The 17136-nt window shown below is 36.4% G+C and carries 31 protein-coding genes; all 31 read left to right on the top strand.

Annotation, left to right across the window (positions count from 1 at the left end; all coding sequences use genetic code 11):
• Positions 1-201 precede the first annotated feature (201 nt).
• The 31 genes from rpsL (at position 202) to rpsD (ending at position 17047) form a co-directional block, all read left to right on the top strand.
• Entirely contained in the window at positions 202-576 is a 375-nt protein-coding gene (rpsL, locus tag Q0972_RS00455; protein ID WP_008269190.1) for a 30S ribosomal protein S12, read from the top strand.
• A gap of 48 nt (positions 577-624) precedes the next feature.
• Entirely contained in the window at positions 625-1101 is a 477-nt protein-coding gene (gene rpsG, locus Q0972_RS00450) for a 30S ribosomal protein S7 (RefSeq protein WP_299361193.1), read from the top strand.
• An 8-nt stretch (positions 1102-1109) separates the two neighbouring features.
• Entirely contained in the window at positions 1110-3236 is a 2127-nt protein-coding gene (gene fusA / locus Q0972_RS00445; protein WP_299361191.1) for an elongation factor G, read from the top strand.
• A 13-nt stretch (positions 3237-3249) separates the two neighbouring features.
• Positions 3250-3555 carry a 30S ribosomal protein S10 gene (gene rpsJ, locus Q0972_RS00440; protein WP_007650482.1) on the top strand — a complete coding sequence of 102 codons (306 nt, stop codon included), beginning with the start codon at positions 3250-3252 and terminating at the stop codon, positions 3553-3555.
• 146 nt (positions 3556-3701) lie between these two features.
• Positions 3702-4250, top strand: coding sequence for a hypothetical protein (locus Q0972_RS00435; RefSeq protein WP_299361189.1), 549 nt, complete (start codon positions 3702-3704; stop codon positions 4248-4250).
• Positions 4251-4299: 49 nt separating this feature from the next.
• Positions 4300-4917, top strand: a complete 618-nt coding sequence (gene rplC / locus Q0972_RS00430; protein WP_299361187.1) for a 50S ribosomal protein L3 — start codon at positions 4300-4302, stop codon at positions 4915-4917.
• The gene (rplD, locus tag Q0972_RS00425) at positions 4917-5546 is read left to right on the top strand and encodes a 50S ribosomal protein L4 (RefSeq protein WP_299361186.1); all 630 of its coding nucleotides are present in this window, start codon (positions 4917-4919) and stop codon (positions 5544-5546) included. The genes rplC and rplD overlap by 1 nt, the downstream gene beginning before the upstream one ends.
• 7 nt (positions 5547-5553) lie before the next feature.
• Positions 5554-5844: a 50S ribosomal protein L23 gene (rplW, locus tag Q0972_RS00420; protein ID WP_111685495.1), complete on the top strand. Its 291-nt coding sequence runs from the start codon at positions 5554-5556 to the stop codon at positions 5842-5844.
• Positions 5845-5930: 86 nt separating this feature from the next.
• Positions 5931-6758: a 50S ribosomal protein L2 gene (gene rplB, locus Q0972_RS00415; RefSeq protein ID WP_299361184.1), complete on the top strand. Its 828-nt coding sequence runs from the start codon at positions 5931-5933 to the stop codon at positions 6756-6758.
• Positions 6759-6768: 10 nt separating this feature from the next.
• Entirely contained in the window at positions 6769-7047 is a 279-nt protein-coding gene (rpsS, locus tag Q0972_RS00410) for a 30S ribosomal protein S19 (protein ID WP_111685493.1), read from the top strand.
• A 5-nt stretch (positions 7048-7052) separates the two neighbouring features.
• Positions 7053-7460 carry a 50S ribosomal protein L22 gene (rplV, locus tag Q0972_RS00405; protein ID WP_299361182.1) on the top strand — a complete coding sequence of 136 codons (408 nt, stop codon included), beginning with the start codon at positions 7053-7055 and terminating at the stop codon, positions 7458-7460.
• Between the two features lie 9 nt (positions 7461-7469).
• Positions 7470-8183, top strand: a complete 714-nt coding sequence (gene rpsC / locus Q0972_RS00400) for a 30S ribosomal protein S3 (RefSeq protein WP_299361180.1) — start codon at positions 7470-7472, stop codon at positions 8181-8183.
• Between the two features lie 18 nt (positions 8184-8201).
• Positions 8202-8621: a 50S ribosomal protein L16 gene (gene rplP, locus Q0972_RS00395; RefSeq protein ID WP_299361178.1), complete on the top strand. Its 420-nt coding sequence runs from the start codon at positions 8202-8204 to the stop codon at positions 8619-8621.
• 11 nt (positions 8622-8632) lie between these two features.
• Entirely contained in the window at positions 8633-8824 is a 192-nt protein-coding gene (rpmC, locus tag Q0972_RS00390; RefSeq protein WP_299361176.1) for a 50S ribosomal protein L29, read from the top strand.
• 17 nt (positions 8825-8841) lie between these two features.
• On the top strand, positions 8842-9099 hold the full coding sequence (gene rpsQ / locus Q0972_RS00385) for a 30S ribosomal protein S17 (protein WP_111685488.1): 258 nt from the start codon (positions 8842-8844) through the stop codon (positions 9097-9099).
• Positions 9100-9101: 2 nt separating this feature from the next.
• Positions 9102-9470, top strand: coding sequence for a 50S ribosomal protein L14 (gene rplN, locus Q0972_RS00380; protein WP_111685487.1), 369 nt, complete (start codon positions 9102-9104; stop codon positions 9468-9470).
• A gap of 12 nt (positions 9471-9482) precedes the next feature.
• Positions 9483-9794: a 50S ribosomal protein L24 gene (rplX, locus tag Q0972_RS00375; protein WP_299361163.1), complete on the top strand. Its 312-nt coding sequence runs from the start codon at positions 9483-9485 to the stop codon at positions 9792-9794.
• Positions 9795-9796: 2 nt separating this feature from the next.
• Positions 9797-10348 carry a 50S ribosomal protein L5 gene (rplE, locus tag Q0972_RS00370; RefSeq protein ID WP_299361160.1) on the top strand — a complete coding sequence of 184 codons (552 nt, stop codon included), beginning with the start codon at positions 9797-9799 and terminating at the stop codon, positions 10346-10348.
• A gap of 2 nt (positions 10349-10350) precedes the next feature.
• Positions 10351-10620 carry a 30S ribosomal protein S14 gene (gene rpsN, locus Q0972_RS00365; RefSeq protein WP_299361157.1) on the top strand — a complete coding sequence of 90 codons (270 nt, stop codon included), beginning with the start codon at positions 10351-10353 and terminating at the stop codon, positions 10618-10620.
• A 118-nt stretch (positions 10621-10738) separates the two neighbouring features.
• A complete protein-coding gene (gene rpsH, locus Q0972_RS00360) occupies positions 10739-11137 on the top strand; it encodes a 30S ribosomal protein S8 (RefSeq protein WP_299361155.1) in 399 nt (132 codons plus the stop codon).
• 12 nt (positions 11138-11149) lie between these two features.
• Positions 11150-11692, top strand: coding sequence for a 50S ribosomal protein L6 (rplF, locus tag Q0972_RS00355; RefSeq protein ID WP_299361152.1), 543 nt, complete (start codon positions 11150-11152; stop codon positions 11690-11692).
• Between the two features lie 89 nt (positions 11693-11781).
• Positions 11782-12138: a 50S ribosomal protein L18 gene (gene rplR / locus Q0972_RS00350; protein WP_299361149.1), complete on the top strand. Its 357-nt coding sequence runs from the start codon at positions 11782-11784 to the stop codon at positions 12136-12138.
• Between the two features lie 6 nt (positions 12139-12144).
• Positions 12145-12669: a 30S ribosomal protein S5 gene (gene rpsE, locus Q0972_RS00345; protein WP_299361147.1), complete on the top strand. Its 525-nt coding sequence runs from the start codon at positions 12145-12147 to the stop codon at positions 12667-12669.
• A gap of 99 nt (positions 12670-12768) precedes the next feature.
• On the top strand, positions 12769-12948 hold the full coding sequence (rpmD, locus tag Q0972_RS00340) for a 50S ribosomal protein L30 (RefSeq protein ID WP_111685480.1): 180 nt from the start codon (positions 12769-12771) through the stop codon (positions 12946-12948).
• 16 nt (positions 12949-12964) lie between these two features.
• A complete protein-coding gene (gene rplO, locus Q0972_RS00335) occupies positions 12965-13417 on the top strand; it encodes a 50S ribosomal protein L15 (protein WP_299361143.1) in 453 nt (150 codons plus the stop codon).
• Positions 13418-13429: 12 nt separating this feature from the next.
• Entirely contained in the window at positions 13430-14794 is a 1365-nt protein-coding gene (gene secY, locus Q0972_RS00330) for a preprotein translocase subunit SecY (RefSeq protein ID WP_299361141.1), read from the top strand.
• Positions 14795-14877: 83 nt separating this feature from the next.
• Complete coding sequence (gene infA / locus Q0972_RS00325; protein WP_007094967.1) at positions 14878-15093, top strand: translation initiation factor IF-1; 216 nt, start codon at positions 14878-14880, stop codon at positions 15091-15093.
• An 85-nt stretch (positions 15094-15178) separates the two neighbouring features.
• Positions 15179-15295 (top strand): type B 50S ribosomal protein L36, encoded by a 117-nt coding sequence (gene ykgO, locus Q0972_RS00320; RefSeq protein WP_008269159.1) that lies wholly within the window; start codon positions 15179-15181, stop codon positions 15293-15295.
• Between the two features lie 99 nt (positions 15296-15394).
• Positions 15395-15769: a 30S ribosomal protein S13 gene (gene rpsM, locus Q0972_RS00315; RefSeq protein ID WP_076620355.1), complete on the top strand. Its 375-nt coding sequence runs from the start codon at positions 15395-15397 to the stop codon at positions 15767-15769.
• Between the two features lie 103 nt (positions 15770-15872).
• Positions 15873-16256 (top strand): 30S ribosomal protein S11, encoded by a 384-nt coding sequence (gene rpsK / locus Q0972_RS00310; RefSeq protein ID WP_299361137.1) that lies wholly within the window; start codon positions 15873-15875, stop codon positions 16254-16256.
• A 185-nt stretch (positions 16257-16441) separates the two neighbouring features.
• A complete protein-coding gene (gene rpsD / locus Q0972_RS00305; RefSeq protein ID WP_299361135.1) occupies positions 16442-17047 on the top strand; it encodes a 30S ribosomal protein S4 in 606 nt (201 codons plus the stop codon).
• The last annotated feature ends 89 nt before the right edge of the window (positions 17048-17136 follow it).

The raw sequence follows: 17136 nt of genomic DNA, 5'->3' as shown, positions 1-17136 counted from the left end.
AATTTTAGAAAGCGGGTTGGGCTCATCAAATAACTAAAAGATCTAACAAGAAAACGTAAAAATAGACCTTATTATATATGCATTTAAAAATCAATACTTTTTCTTTTCGAAAATAAGCAAGATGCTATTTGAATTATTGATTTTAATTTCTACCTTTGCAGCCCTCAAAAGTGAGGGTTTTTAATTTATATTAAAATTTATATGCCAACAATTTCACAATTAGTACGAAAAGGAAGAGCCAAAATAACCAAGAAGAGTAAATCGGCTGCTTTGGATTCGTGTCCGCAAAGACGTGGTGTATGTACTCGTGTTTATACAACAACACCTAAAAAGCCTAACTCAGCAATGCGTAAGGTAGCAAGGGTTCGTTTAACAAACGGAAACGAGGTAAATGCATACATCGGTGGAGAAGGTCACAACTTACAAGAGCACTCGATAGTATTGGTTAGAGGTGGAAGGGTAAAAGATTTGCCAGGTGTTAGATATCACATCGTTCGTGGCGCATTAGATACAGCAGGTGTTGCTGGTCGCACACAACGTCGATCTAAGTATGGTGCAAAACGCCCTAAAAAGTAATTTAAAGCTAATAGCTAACAGCTAACAGCTAAAAACTAAAAAGAAGACATGAGAAAAAGAGCAGCAAAAAAGAGACCGCTTTTACCAGACCCAAGGTTTAACGACCAGTTGGTAACACGTTTTGTTAACAACATGATGTGGGATGGTAAGAAGTCTGTAGCTTTTAAAGTATTCTACGATGCAATTGATATTGTTGAGGAGAAAAAAAATAATGACGAAAAAACAGCCTTAGAGGTTTGGAAAGATGCTTTATCTAACGTGATGCCTCACGTAGAAGTACGTAGCCGTCGTGTGGGTGGTGCAACATTCCAAATCCCAATGCAAATTCGTCCAGATCGTAAGGTGTCAACTGCCATGAAGTGGTTGATTGGCTATGCGCGCAAAAGAAACGAAAAATCTATGGCACAACGTTTAGCAGCAGAAATTTTAGCTGCCGCTAAAGAAGAAGGTGCAGCCGTTAAGAAAAGAGTAGATACTCACAAAATGGCAGAAGCAAACAAAGCATTCTCACACTTTAGATTTTAATTAAAAAAATGGGAAGAGATTTAAAATATACTAGAAATATAGGTATTGCAGCACATATCGATGCTGGTAAAACTACTACAACAGAGCGTATCCTTTATTATACAGGTGTCTCTCATAAAATTGGTGAAGTACACGATGGTGCCGCTACTATGGACTGGATGGAGCAAGAGCAGGAAAGAGGTATTACCATTACTTCTGCTGCGACAACTTGTACATGGAATTTTCCAATAGAAAACGGACAACCAACGCCAGAAACTAAAGGTTATCACTTTAATATTATCGATACTCCCGGTCACGTTGACTTTACTGTTGAGGTAAACCGTTCTTTACGTGTATTAGATGGTTTAGTATTCTTGTTTAGTGCGGTTGATGGTGTTGAGCCACAATCTGAAACTAACTGGAGATTAGCTGACAACTATAAAGTGCCACGTATTGGTTTCGTTAATAAAATGGATCGTCAAGGATCTAACTTTATGGCGGTTTGCCAACAAGTAAAAGATATGTTGGGTTCTAATGCTGTGCCAATCGTAATGAACATTGGTGACGAAGCGGATTTTAAAGGAATCGTTGACTTGGTAAAGAATCGCGCTATTGTTTGGCACGATGAAACTCAAGGTGCAACGTTTGATGTTATCGATATTCCTGAAGAACTAAAAGCAGAAGCAGCAGAATTAAGAGCAAATCTTATTGAAGAGGTAGCAAGTTATGACGAGAATCTTCTTGAAAAATTTATGGAAGATGAAGATTCTATTACTGAAGATGAAGTACATGCTGCATTAAGAGCTGCTGTTATGGATATGTCAATCATCCCGATGATCTGCGGTTCTGCCTTTAAAAATAAAGGTGTACAGTTCTTGTTAGATGCTGTATGTCGCTATTTGCCTTCTCCAGTAGATAAGGAGGCAATTGTAGGTACTGAACCAGATTCAGACACTGAGATTTCTCGTAAACCAGATGTAAAAGAACCATTCTCTGCTTTAGCATTTAAGATTGCTACTGATCCTTTCGTTGGTCGCTTAGCATTCTTCCGTGCTTATTCTGGTCGTTTAGATGCTGGTTCTTATGTTTTAAATAACAGATCAGGTAAAAAAGAGCGTATCTCACGTATTTACCAAATGCACTCTAATAAGCAAAATGCTATCGAGTTTATCGAAGCGGGTGATATTGGAGCAGCAGTAGGATTTAAAGATATTAAAACAGGTGATACCCTTTCGGATGAAAAGAATCCTATCGTATTAGAATCGATGGATTTCCCAGATCCAGTAATCGGTATCGCTGTAGAGCCTAAAACAAAAGCAGATGTAGATAAGTTAGGTATGGCTTTAGCAAAATTAGCTGAAGAAGACCCAACATTTACTGTTAGAACAGATGAGGCTTCAGGTCAGACGATTATCTCTGGTATGGGTGAGCTTCACTTAGATATTATTGTAGATCGTTTGAAGCGTGAGTTTAAGGTCGAAGTTAATCAAGGTCAGCCTCAGGTAGAGTACAAGGAAGCGATTACGCAACGTGCAGAACACAGAGAAGTTTATAAGAAGCAATCTGGTGGACGTGGTAAATTCGCGGATATTGTGTTTACACTAGAGCCAGCTGAAGAAGGAAAGCAAGGTCTTGAATTCGTTTCAGAGATTAAAGGTGGTAACGTACCAAAAGAATTTGTTCCTTCTGTAGAGAAAGGATTCAAAATGGCAATGGTCAATGGTCCATTAGCAGGTTACGAGGTAGATTCGATGAAAGTGACTTTAACGGATGGTTCTTACCACGATGTGGATTCTGATCAGTTATCATTCGAATTGGCTGCGAAGTTAGGATTTAAAGCTGCTGCAAAAGCTGCAAAAGCTGTGATTATGGAACCAATTATGAAATTGGAAGTATTAACACCCGAAGAATACATGGGTGATATTGTAGGTGACCTTAACCGTCGTCGTGGTCAAGTTAATGACATGAGCGATAGAGCAGGTTCCAAAGTGGTGAAGGCTAATGTGCCATTATCTGAAATGTTTGGTTATGTTACTGCATTAAGAACATTATCTTCTGGTAGAGCAACATCGACTATGGAGTTTTCTCACTATGCGGAGACACCTCAAAATATATCTGAAGAAGTAATCAAAGCAGCAAAAGGCGTAGAAGCTTAAAACTAAAAAGGAAATGAGTCAGAAAATTAGAATAAAATTAAAGTCTTACGATCATAATTTAGTTGATAAGTCTGCTGATAAGATTGTAAAAACAGTAAAGAGTACAGGTGCTGTGGTAACAGGTCCAATTCCATTACCAACACACAAGAAGATTTTCACTGTGTTACGTTCACCTCATGTTAACAAGAAGTCTAGAGAACAATTTCAGTTAAGCTCATATAAGAGATTACTGGATATTTACTCTTCGTCTTCTAAGACAATTGATGCGTTAATGAAGCTTGAGTTACCAAGCGGCGTAGAGGTTGAGATCAAGGTGTAATGTCATTCCTGCGTAGGCAGGAATCTCATGATGAGATCCTGAATCAAGTTCAGGATAAAATGTCCGGAGCTGCGAGCGAAGGAAAAACGGTAAAAAATACAATTCAAGGCTGAAAGGTATTTTTCAGCCTTGAAATTTTAAAACAAATGAAAAAAGGAAAAAAAATATTAAGAGTTTATTTACTGTTGGCAGTCACAGTTTTGAGTTTTTCATGTAATAGTGATGACGATGGCAATGGTAATGGTAATGGTGAAGAAACTAGTGTCACTGGAACATATATGCTTTCAAGTCTTGTTCCAAGCGAAACTATAGATGCCGATGCTAACGGAAGTTTTAACACTTCTGATATTATTGGTTTAATTAATTGTGATTTTAGAATCGTATTATCTGAGGATGATACGTATACCATTAATTTTACTGAATTTTCGGTTTATCAAAATGGGTCGAGTTCATCAGGGCCGAATGGCGTTCAGGTAGAAGTATTCCCTTTGGAATGCGATACGTTTAGCGTTATTTCAGGTACATTTTCTATTACGGATGGTAGTTTAATACTCACTGGGGATGACGATTTTGGACAACAGATTTTATCAATTAGTAATGATGAGATTACCTTTGTTTACACTAATTTTTTCTGGACTAGTTCAGATGATGCTAATCAAAATCCAGTGCAGTTTACGGCAAAGTTTGTTAAATAGAAGAATATAAAGAAAGATAAGAAATAATAATAATTAATAATAAATAAATATGTCTGGGTTAATTGGAAAAAAAATCGGTATGACCAGCATTTTCGATGAAAATGGAAAGAACATTCCATGTACAGTCATCGAAGCAGGTCCATGTATCGTTACCCAAGTCAGAACTGAAGAAGTGGATGGTTACAATGCACTTCAGTTAGGTTTCGATGACGCGACAGAAAAGAGCGCTAATAAGGCTGCCAATGGGCACGCTAAGAAAGCGGGTACTTCTGTAAAACGCAAAGTCGTAGAATTTAAAGGTTTTGGCGAGGAGTACAAATTAGGTGATGCTATTACGGTAGAGCAATTTATCGAAGGTGAGTTCGTGGATATTTCAGGAACTTCTAAAGGTAAAGGTTTTCAAGGTGTAGTAAAGCGTCATGGTTTTGGTGGTGTAGGTCAAGCAACACATGGTCAGCACAACCGTTTAAGAGCGCCAGGTTCTATTGGTGCAGCTTCATATCCTGCAAGAGTATTTAAAGGAATGAAGATGGCCGGAAGAATGGGTGGTGAAACAGTTAAAGTTCAAAATTTAAGAGTATACAAAGTAGTTCCAGAAAAGAACTTACTTGTAGTAAAAGGTTGTGTTCCAGGACACAAAAACTCTTATGTAATTATTGAGAAATAATGAAAGTAGCAGTTTTAGATATAAACGGAAAAGATACGGGTAGAACAGCTGAGCTTTCTAAAGACGTATTCGCTATTGAGCCTAATAATCATGCAGTGTATTTGGATGTTAAGCAGTATTTGGCAAACCAAAGACAAGGAACGCATAAGGCAAAAGAAAGAGCAGAAATAGCAGGTAGTACACGTAAGATCAAAAAGCAAAAAGGAACAGGTACTGCACGTGCAGGTTCTATAAAGTCTGGTGTATTTAAAGGTGGTGGTCGTATGTTTGGTCCAAGACCAAGAAATTACGGTTTTAAATTAAACAAAAACGTAAAGCGATTAGCACGTAAATCTGCATTAAGTATCAAAGCAAACGATAAATCAATTGTTGTATTAGAGGATTTCAATTTTGATGCACCAAAGACTAAAAATTTCGTTGATGTTTTGAAAGCATTAGAGATAGACAACAAAAAATCTCTGTTTGTGTTGGGCGACACGAATAATAATGTATATTTGTCGTCGCGCAATTTGAAAGGTTCTGAGGTTATAACTAATTCAGAATTAAGCACTTATAAGATTATGAACGCTAATAAAGTTGTTCTTTTAGAAAGTGCATTAGAAGGAATTGAATCGAATTTAAGTAAATAGAACACAGATGAGTATCTTAATTAAACCGATTATCACAGAAAAAGCAACCATGCAAAGTGAGTTGTTAAATGCTTATGCATTCGAAGTGAATACAAAGGCGAACAAGGTAGAAATCAAAAAAGCGGTTGAAGCTGCTTACGGTGTTTCTGTTGAAAAAGTTCGTACTATAAATGTCCGTCCAGATAGAAGAACGCGTTACACAAAAACGGGTATTCAACATGGTAAAACAAATGCTGTTAAAAAAGCAATTGTACAACTGGCGGAAGGTGAGACCATTGATTTATACGCTAACATGTAAAAAAGGTTTTGGGTATTAGGTATTAGAAACTCATTGTTGGGTAGAAAAGTATTTAAAATCTAAAGGCAAAAGCAAAAAGCAAAAAAATGTCAGTAAGAAAATTAAAACCGATCACATCAGCTCAGCGTTTTAGAGTAGTAAATGGATTTGACGCCATTACTACTGATAAGCCGGAGAAAAGCTTGCTTGCTCCGAAAAAAAGATCTGGTGGAAGAAACAGTCAAGGAAAAATGACCATGCGCTACATTGGTGGAGGTCATAAGAAGAAGTATCGTATCATAGATTTTAAACGTAACAAAACTGGTATTCCAGCAGAAGTTAAAACCATTGAGTACGATCCAAACAGAACAGCTTTTATTGCACTATTAAACTATCAAGATGGTGAAAAGAGATACATCATCGCTCAAAATGGTTTACAAGTAGGACAAAATGTTGTCTCTGGTGAGAAAGGCATAGCTCCAGAAATTGGAAATGCAATGCCATTAAGTGAAATACCTTTGGGTACTATTATTTCTTGTATAGAGTTACGTCCTGGTCAAGGTGCTGTTATGGCACGTAGTGCAGGGGCATTTGCTCAGTTAATGGCAAGAGATGGAAAGTTTGCAACCATCAAATTGCCATCTGGCGAAACAAGAATGGTATTAGTAGCGTGTATGGCAACGATAGGTGTTATTTCTAATTCAGATCATCAATTATTAGTATCTGGTAAAGCAGGTAGAACAAGATGGTTAGGAAGACGTCCACGTACAAGACCAGTTGTAATGAATCCAGTAGATCACCCAATGGGTGGTGGTGAAGGTAAGTCTTCAGGTGGTCATCCAAGATCTAGAAACGGTATTCCTGCTAAAGGTTATAGAACACGTTCTAAAACGAAAGCGAGTAACAAGTATATTGTAGAACGTAGAAAGAAATAATTAAGATAGTATGGCACGTTCATTAAAAAAAGGACCTTATATCCACTATAAATTAGAGAAGAAAGTTGCAGAGAATGTAGCTTCAAACAAAAAGACGGTAATTAAAACTTGGTCTAGAGCATCGATGATATCTCCGGATTTTGTTGGTCAGACGATAGCAGTTCATAACGGTCGTCAATTTGTACCAGTATATATTACTGAAAATATGGTAGGTCATAAATTAGGAGAATTTTCACCAACGAGATCATTCCGTGGTCACGCAGGGGCAAAAAATAAAGGTAAAAAATAAGAATCATGGGAAGTCGTAAAAAACAAATGGCGGAAGCTATTAAGGCTGAGAAAAAGCAAGTTGCTTTTGCTAAGCTAAATAACTGTCCTACATCTCCAAGAAAGATGCGTCTAGTAGCGGATTTGGTAAGAGGTGAGAAGGCTGAGAGAGCGCTTCAGATTCTTAGGTTTAGCCCTAAAGAAGCAGCTCGTCGTTTAGAGAAGTTGGTTATGTCAGCAATTGCTAACTGGCAAGCTAAAAACGAAGATGCTGATGTTGAGGCAGCTAATCTTTATATTAAGGAGATTAGAGTAGATGGAGGAACAATGTTAAAACGTTTACGCCCTGCACCTCAAGGTAGAGCACATAGAATTAGAAAGCGTTCTAATCACGTAACGGTGGTTATCGATGCATTAAATAAAACACAAAGCTAAGATAGAAGTATGGGACAAAAGACAAATCCAATCGGAAATCGTTTAGGTATTATCAGAGGATGGGAATCTAACTGGTATGGCGGAAATGATTATGGAGATAAACTTGCTGAGGATGATAAAATCCGTAAGTATATCCATGCGCGTTTATCAAAAGCTAGTGTAAGTAGAGTAATTATAGAGCGTACACTTAAACTTGTAACCGTTACTATCACTACTGCTAGACCTGGTATTATTACCGGTAAAGGTGGTCAAGAGGTAGACAAGCTAAAAGAAGAGCTTAAAAAAATTACTGGTAAAGAAGTTCAGTTGAACATCTTTGAGATTAAGAGACCTGAGCTAGATGCACATTTAGTTGCAGCAAGTATTGCACGTCAAATAGAAAGTCGAATTTCTTACAGACGAGCAATAAAAATGGCTATCGCTGCAGCAATGCGCATGAATGCTGAAGGAATCAAAGTTCAAATTAGTGGTCGTTTAAACGGTGCTGAAATGGCACGTTCTGAGCACTACAAAGAAGGACGTATTCCGTTATCCACATTCAGAGCAGATATTGATTATGCTCTTGTTGAAGCACATACCACTTATGGTAGATTAGGTGTGAAAGTGTGGATAATGAAAGGTGAAGTTTATGGAAAAAGAGAACTTTCTCCATTAGTAGGTCTTTCTAAGCAAAAAGGAAAAGGTGGACGTGGTGGAAACAAAAACCAACGTCGTAGAAAGTAATCTTTAAATAAGAAGAAAATGTTACAGCCTAAAAGAACAAAATTTCGTAAGCAGCAAAAAGGTCGTATGAAGGGTAATTCTGGAAGAGGACATTTGTTATCAAATGGTACTTTCGGAATCAAATCATTAGACTCGTCTTTTATAACGTCTCGTCAGATAGAAGCAGCACGTATCGCCGCTACACGTTACATGAAGAGAGAAGGTTCGTTATGGATTAAGATATTTCCAGACAAACCAATTACAAAGAAACCTCTCGAAGTACGTATGGGTAAAGGTAAAGGTGCCGTTGAATATTGGGCAGCTGTTGTAAAACCAGGACGCATATTATTCGAAGTAAGTGGTGTACCATTAGACGTAGCCCAAGAGGCATTGCGTTTAGCAGCACAAAAACTTCCAGTAAAAACTAAGTTTATCATAGCTAGAGATTACGAAGCTTAATAAAAGGAATTATGAAGCAATCAGAAATTAAACAGCTTTCTACAGCTGAGTTACAAGAAAAACTTAGTGAGACAAAAAAGAGTTATGCTGACCTTAAAATGGCTCACGCAGTTTCTCCTTTAGAAAACCCAATTCAGTTACGTACAGTAAGACGTACAGTGGCAAGATTGGCGACAGAATTAACTAAAAGAGACGAACAATAATTGTATTCTGCTGAAAGATGGAAAAAAGAAATTTAAGAAAAGAACGTATAGGAGTTGTTACGAGTAACAAAATGGAGAAATCCATTGTTGTTTCAGAGGTAAAGAAAGTAAAACACCCTATGTATGGAAAGTTCGTGTTAAAGACAAAGAAATATGTTGCACACGATGAGAAAAACGACTGCAACGAAGGAGATACTGTTAAGATCATGGAAACAAGACCTTTAAGTAAATCCAAGTGTTGGAGATTAGTAGAAATAATTGAAAGAGCGAAGTAATTATGGTACAACAAGAATCAAGATTAAAAGTAGCTGACAATACAGGTGCAAAGGAAGTATTAACTATCCGTGTACTTGGCGGAACAAAAAAGAGATATGCTTCTGTAGGCGATAAAATTGTAGTATCTGTAAAAGATGCAACACCTAATGGGAATATCAAAAAAGGCGCTGTTTCAACTGCAGTTGTTGTACGTACAGCCAAAGAAGTAAGACGTCCTGATGGCTCTTACATTAGATTTGACGACAATGCATGTGTGCTTTTAAATCCTCAGGGTGAAATGAGAGGAACACGTGTCTTTGGTCCTGTAGCGAGAGAACTTCGTGATAAACAATTCATGAAAATTGTATCATTAGCACCAGAAGTGCTTTAATTGATAAGTAAGATGACAAAGCTTAAAATAAAATCAGGAGATACAGTACAAGTCATTGCCGGTGACCATAAAGGATCAGAAGGTAAAGTACTTAAGGTATTAAAAGATAAAAACAGAGCCATTGTGGAAGGTGTTAATATGGTTAAGAAGCATACTAAACCAAGTGCACAAAATCCTCAAGGTGGCATTGTTGAGAAAGAAGCATCAATCCATATCTCTAACTTGTCTTTACTTACAAGTAAAGGTGAAACAACAAGAGTAGGTTATAGAATGGATGGCGACACAAAAGTGAGATTTTCTAAAAAATCTAATGAAGTAATTTAATTATGGCTTACGTTGCAAGATTAAAAAAAGAGTACAAGGAAAAAGTTGTTCCTGCTCTTACAGAAGAATTTGGATATAAGAATGTAATGCAAGTACCAAAGCTTGAAAAGATCGTATTATCTAGAGGTGTAGGTGCTGCTGTTGCAGATAAGAAGTTGATTGATCATGCAGTTGATGAATTGACAAAAATTTCTGGACAGAAAGCCGTTGCAACAATTTCTAAGAAAGACGTAGCATCTTTTAAGTTACGTAAAGGAATGCCAATTGGTGCAAAAGTTACTTTACGTGGAGAGCAAATGTATGAGTTCTTAGATCGTTTAGTAACAACAGCGTTACCGCGAGTTAGAGATTTCAACGGTATTAAGGCTAATGGTTTTGATGGCCGTGGAAACTACAACTTAGGTGTAACAGAACAGATTATTTTCCCAGAAATCGATATCGACAAGATCAATAAGATTTCTGGTATGGATATTACATTTGTGACTTCGGCCGAAACAGATAAAGAAGCGAAGTCCTTATTAACAGAACTAGGATTACCATTTAAAAAGAATTAAGTATGGCTAAAGAATCAATGAAAGCTCGTGAGGTGAAGCGTGCTAAAACGGTTGCTAAATATGCTGAGAAAAGAAAAGCTTTAAAAGAAGCAGGCGATTACGAAGCATTACAAAAGTTACCAAAAAACGCATCACCAATACGTAAGCATAACCGTTGTAAACTTACAGGAAGACCAAAAGGTTATATGAGACAGTTTGGTATCTCTCGTGTAACGTTTAGAGAAATGGCTAATAAAGGGTTAATTCCTGGAGTAAAAAAAGCAAGTTGGTAACATTGGTGAAGCGAATTAGCTTCTGTACAATTATCAATATAACTATTGTATAATCGGGATTTAGGTTCGTTCAGACATTTATCGTCAGAACGGAAACCATTTCCTAAAATTTAAAATTATGTACACAGATCCAATAGCGGATTATTTAACGCGAGTTAGAAATGCAGTAAAGGCTAATCACCGAGTGGTTGAGATTCCTGCATCTAACTTAAAAAAGGAGATAACTAAAATATTATTCGATCAAGGCTATATTTTAAGTTACAAATTTGACGATTCTTCAGTTCAAGGTACTATTAAAATTGCTTTAAAGTACAATAAGGACACCAAAGAGTCTGTCATCAAAAAAATTCAAAGAATCAGTAAACCAGGTTTACGTAAGTATGCTGGCGCTAACGAAATGCCAAGAGTATTAAATGGTCTTGGGATTGCAATTGTTTCTACCTCTCATGGTGTAATGACAGGTAAGCAAGCGCAAAGAGAAAATGTCGGTGGCGAAGTATTATGTTACGTTTACTAAAAACAGGAAATTATGTCAAGAATAGGTAAAAGCCCAATAGCAGTTCCTGAAGGTGTAACTGTTGAGATCAAAGATAACGTCATTACTGTTAAAGGTAAATTAGGCGAATTATCTCAAGCATATTCAGATGTTGAAATAAAATTAGAAGACGGTACATTAACACTTGCTCGTCCTTCTGATAAAAAAGATCACAGAGCAAAACACGGTCTTTACAGAGCGTTAATTGCTAATATGATAGAAGGTGTTTCTAAAGGATTTACTAAAGAATTAGAATTAGTAGGTGTAGGTTATAGAGCATCTAATCAAGGACAGAAGTTAGATTTAGCTATTGGTTTTTCTCATAATATCGTTATGGACATTGCTCCAGAAGTAAAAGTAGAGACCGTATCTGAAAAAGGTAAAAATCCAATCGTTAAATTGACATCACACGATAAGCAATTAGTTGGCCAAGTTGCAGCGAAGATTCGTAGCTTCCGTAAGCCAGAACCTTACAAAGGAAAAGGTATCAAGTTTGTTGGTGAAGAAATTAGAAGAAAAGCAGGTAAATCAGCATAATAGAATTTACGATTGTAGATTTTAGAATTGCGAAGTAAAATTTGTAAGTGAAAAAATCAAAAATCGTTAATCAAAAATCGTAAATCAATATGGCATTGACAAAGAACGAAAGAAGAACAAGAATAAGAAACAGAATCCGTAAGGTAGTATCTGGTACTGAGGCAAGACCAAGATTAACTGTTTTTAGAAGTAATAAAGAGATTTATGCTCAAGTTGTGAATGATGTAACTGGTGAAACCATTGCTGCTGCATCTTCAAGAGATAAAGATATTGCAAAGTCTAAAGGTAATAAGACTGAAGTTGCTGCTTTAGTAGGTAAGGCTGTTGCGGAAAAAGCTATAAAAGCTGGTGTTGAAACTATTTCTTTTGATAGAGGTGGTTACTTATATCACGGAAGAGTAAAATCATTAGCAGAAGGTGCTAGAGAAGCAGGACTTAAATTTTAAGACATTATGTATCAAAAATATAAAAACGCAGAATTAGTAAAACCAGGTGGATTAGAATTAAAAGATCGCCTAGTTGGTGTACAGCGTGTTACTAAAGTAACAAAAGGTGGTAGAGCATTTGGTTTTTCTGCTATTGTTGTAGTAGGTGATGAGGCAGGTGTCGTAGGACATGGCTTAGGAAAATCTAAGGATGTAGCTACAGCAATTGCTAAGGCCGTAGAAGATGCCAAGAAGAACTTAGTAAGAATCCCTATTGTAAAAGGTACATTGCCGCACGAACAAAAAGGGAAATATGGTGGTGCTAGAGTAAATATTATTCCAGCTGCACCCGGTACAGGAGTTATTGCTGGTGGTGCTGTAAGAACGGTACTTGAAGCTGTTGGTGTACATGATGTATTATCAAAGTCTCAAGGATCTTCTAACCCTCACAATGTAGTAAAAGCAACATTTGATGCTTTATTACAATTAAGAGATGCTAATGCAGTAGCAAGAGAGCGTGGAATTTCACTTGAAAAAGTATTTAAAGGATAAAAAAATAGTATGAAGTACAAAGTAATTAGTTGTTAGTAGTTTTTAACTGCACCAGAGAATACTAAATACTTGATACTATCTACTTAATACTAGCATAAAATGGCAAAGATTAAAGTAACCAAAGTAAAAAGTGCAATCAATCGAACCAAAAGACAAAAGCTAACATTAGAAGCTTTAGGTTTAAAAAGAATTGGTCAAGTAGTTGAGCACGATGCCACGCCAAGTATCCTTGGTATGGTAAAGAAAGTTGAACACTTAGTTTCTGTAGAAGAAGCTTAAAAATATACACTTAAAAATGGATTTAAGTAATTTAAAACCTGCAGAAGGTTCAGTAAAAAATCAAGGTAAACGCGTTGGACGTGGTCAAGGATCTGGTAAAGGTGGTACTGCGACAAGAGGGCACAAAGGAGCCAAATCACGTTCTGGGTATTCTAAGAAATTAGGATTTGAAGGTGGACAAATGCCTTTACAAAGACGTGTGCCTAAATACGGATTTAAAAACATTAATCGCGTAGAGTATCAAGGTATCAACTTAGATACTTTACAAGAGTTGGTAGACGAAAAGAAAATCAAGGATACTGTAGATTTTGAAACACTTGTATCATTAGGAAAAGCTAGAAAGAATGATCTAGTTAAAATCCTAGGTAGAGGTGAGTTAAAGGCAAAATTAACAGTTACTGCTCATAAATTTACTGCTACGGCAAAAGCTGCTATTGAAGCTGCTGGTGGTGAAGCTGTAACTTTATAAGAATATATAAGGATGAAGATAATAGAAACATTAAAAAACGTCTGGAAAATCACTGAGCTTAAGGATAGAATTGTCTTAACCCTAGGTCTTTTATTAGTATACCGTTTTGGTGCTCAAGTGGTATTGCCAGGTGTTGATTTTCCTAAATTAGCGGAATTACAAGATTCAGCTGCTCAAGGAGGTTTATTATGGTTAATCAATGCCTTTACCGGTGGAGGTTTCTCTAATGCTTCAGTATTTGCATTGGGTATTATGCCTTACATCTCTGCATCGATTGTGGTTCAATTAATGGGTATTGCTATTCCTTATTTACAAAAGCTTCAAAAAGAAGGTGCCAGCGGGCAAAAGAAAATCACTCAGATTACACGTTGGTTGACTATTGGTATATGTTTGGTACAGGCTCCAGCTTATTTAGGAACTATTCCATCATTATCTGGTTTACAATCAATTAGCCAAATGTTAATTCCTGGCTTTTCTGAAGGTGTATTCTACTTCTCTTCTGTAATTATTTTAGTAACAGGTTGTGTATTTGCGATGTGGTTAGGTGAAAAGATTACAGATAAAGGTATTGGTAACGGTATCTCATTATTAATTATGGTGGGTATCATTGCTACAATGCCACAATCCTTTGCTCAGAATATGTTTTCGAGACTAGAAGGTGGTAATGGAGGATTCATGATGATCTTGATCGAGCTTGTGATATGGTTCTTAATTATCTTGGCATCTGTATTCTTGGTCATGGCAGTTCGTAAAATTGCTGTTCAGTATGCAAGAAGAACTGCATCTGGAGGCTATGAGAAAAATGTGTTTGGTTCACGTCAGTTTTTACCATTGAAGTTAAATGCTTCAGGTGTAATGCCAATTATTTTCGCTCAGGCGATTATGTTTGCGCCAGCATATATAGGTAAGCTTTTCGGTCCTGAAAGTGGTGTAGGTCAGTGGATGCAAGCTAATTTTCAGGATATATTTGGGTTCTGGTACAACTTAGTTTTCGGATTGTTGATTATCATATTTACGTATTTCTATACGGCAATTACAGTTCCAACGAATAAAATGGCAGACGATTTAAAGCGTAGTGGTGGGTTTATTCCAGGTATCAGACCAGGTACAGAAACAGCCGAATATTTAGACAAGATCATGTCTCAGATTACTTTACCAGGATCTATATTCTTGGCCTTAGTAGCGGTGTTTCCAGCTTTCGTATATCAGTTAGTTGGTGTGCAGCAAGGATGGGCATTATTCTTTGGAGGAACATCACTATTAATTATGGTTGGTGTAGCTATTGACACGATGCAGCAGATTAATTCTTATTTATTGAATAAGCATTATGACGGCTTGATGAAAACAGGTAAAAACAGAAAATCTGTTACTGCATAATTTATAAAACCAATTTGGAAAGTTCAATGCTGAATTTTAGGCAAGGTATTTGTTAAATGAGGATTGAACACTAAAAATAATTTATGGCAAAGCAAGCAGCAATAGAACAAGACGGAACGATAATCGAAGCATTATCAAACGCTATGTTCCGTGTAGAATTAGAAAATGGTCACATTGTGACAGCACATATATCTGGTAAAATGCGTATGCATTATATTAAGTTATTACCAGGTGATAAAGTAAAATTAGAAATGAGCCCTTACGATTTAACGAAGGCTCGTATAACTTATAGATACTAAAAAGTTTCGAGTTTAAAGTTCAAAGTTTATAGTGTTTTAAACTTGAATTTTGAACCTTGAACCTTGAATTTTAAACTGAATAAAGATGAAAGTAAGAGCATCAGTTAAAAAGAGAAGTGCCGATTGCAAATTGGTACGTCGTAAAGGAAGACTTTACGTTATTAACAAAAAGAATCCTAGATTCAAACAAAGACAAGGATAAAAGAAAAGTCATTAGTGATTAGTAGTTAGATGAATCTGTTCGAAATAGAAATGTTTAGGATTCTAACAACTAAAAACTAACAGCTAAAAACTAAATTATATGGCAAGAATTGCAGGTGTAGATATACCAAAACAAAAAAGAGGAGTAGTGTCCTTAACTTATATCTATGGAATAGGTAGAAGTAGAGCTAAAGAAATTTTAGAGACCGCTAAAGTTGACGAAAGCACTAAGGTACAAGATTGGACCGACGACGAAATCGGAGCCATTCGTGAGGCCGTTGGGTCTTATAAGATCGAAGGTGAGTTACGTTCAGAGACGCAATTAAACATTAAGCGTTTAATGGATATAGGATGTTACAGAGGTATTCGTCATAGAGCTGGCCTTCCATTACGTGGACAACGTACTAAGAACAACTCTCGTACAAGAAAAGGTAGAAGAAAAACAGTTGCTAACAAGAAAAAAGTAACTAAATAATAACAGACAGTAGTCATTAGTAATTAGTAGTTAGATGAATCTGCTCGAAATAGAAATGTTTAGGATTCTAACAACTAAAAGCTAACACTAGAAACTAAAAGATATGGCAAAGTCAAGTACAAAAAAACGTAAAGTAATTGTTGATGCAACTGGAGAAGCGCACATTACAGCTTCATTCAATAACATCATCATTTCTTTAACAAATAAAAAAGGGGATGTGATCTCTTGGTCATCAGCTGGTAAAATGGGCTTTAGAGGCTCTAAAAAGAATACCCCTTATGCTGCACAGCTAGCAGCAGAAGATGCAGCAGAAGTTGCAAAAGAAGCTGGTTTAAAGAAAGTAAAAGTTTATGTAAAAGGTCCAGGTAATGGTAGAGAATCTGCTATAAGATCTATACATAATGCAGGTATTGAAGTGTCAGAAATTATCGATGTTACGCCAATGCCACATAACGGTTGTCGTCCACCAAAAAGACGTCGCGTTTAATCTGAACTAGTTTCAGGTTTTTTTAAGGTAAACTAATCTCAACAATAAGTGTTGAGATTAGTTTATTTTGCGTAAATTTGCAAACTGAAAAATTTTAAATAAACAAGTATCAACGAGAGACTTACGATTGTAGAAGGATAAGCTTAAGACCTTAATTTTAGAATCGCTCTCATAATTCAATTAAAATGGCAAGATATACTGGTCCTAAAACAAAAATCGCTCGTAAATTCGGGCAACCTATCTTCGGAGATGACAAAGCCTTCGAAAAAAGAAACTATCCTCCAGGTCAACATGGAAATAACAGAAGACGTGGAAAAAAATCTGAATACGCTATCCAATTAGCTGAAAAGCAAAAAGCAAAATACACTTATGGTATTTTAGAACGTCAATTCAGAAACATGTTTAAAAGAGCAACAGCTGCTCAAGGTATTACGGGTGAGGTTTTATTACAATTATGTGAATCGCGTTTAGACAACGTGGTTTACAGAATGGGTATCGCCCCATCAAGAAGTGGTGCAAGACAATTGGTATCGCACAGACACATTACAGTTAATGGCGAAAAGGTAAATATTCCTTCTTATCAACTAAAAGCTGGAGATGTTGTAGGTGTAAGAGAAAAATCTAAGTCTTTAGAAACTATTCAAAATTCATTAGCTAACTCTAGCACTGTATACGAATGGATTACCTGGAATAACGATACTATGCAAGGAACTTATGTTTCAGTTCCAGCAAGAATTCAGATTCCAGAGCAAATCAACGAGCAATTTATCGTTGAACTTTATTCTAAATAATAAATTAATCATATTGGGATTTGGCCAAAGGGTTTATTGGTCTTCTTCAAACTTATAAACCGCGCAACTAAATAACAATCAAAACGAAG

The sequence above is a fragment of the Winogradskyella sp. genome, assembly GCF_028282165.1.
Lineage (GTDB): Bacteria > Bacteroidota > Bacteroidia > Flavobacteriales > Flavobacteriaceae > Winogradskyella.
The sequence above is the reverse complement of the archived record's forward strand: the minus strand, read 5'-3'. Positions and strand labels throughout refer to the sequence as shown.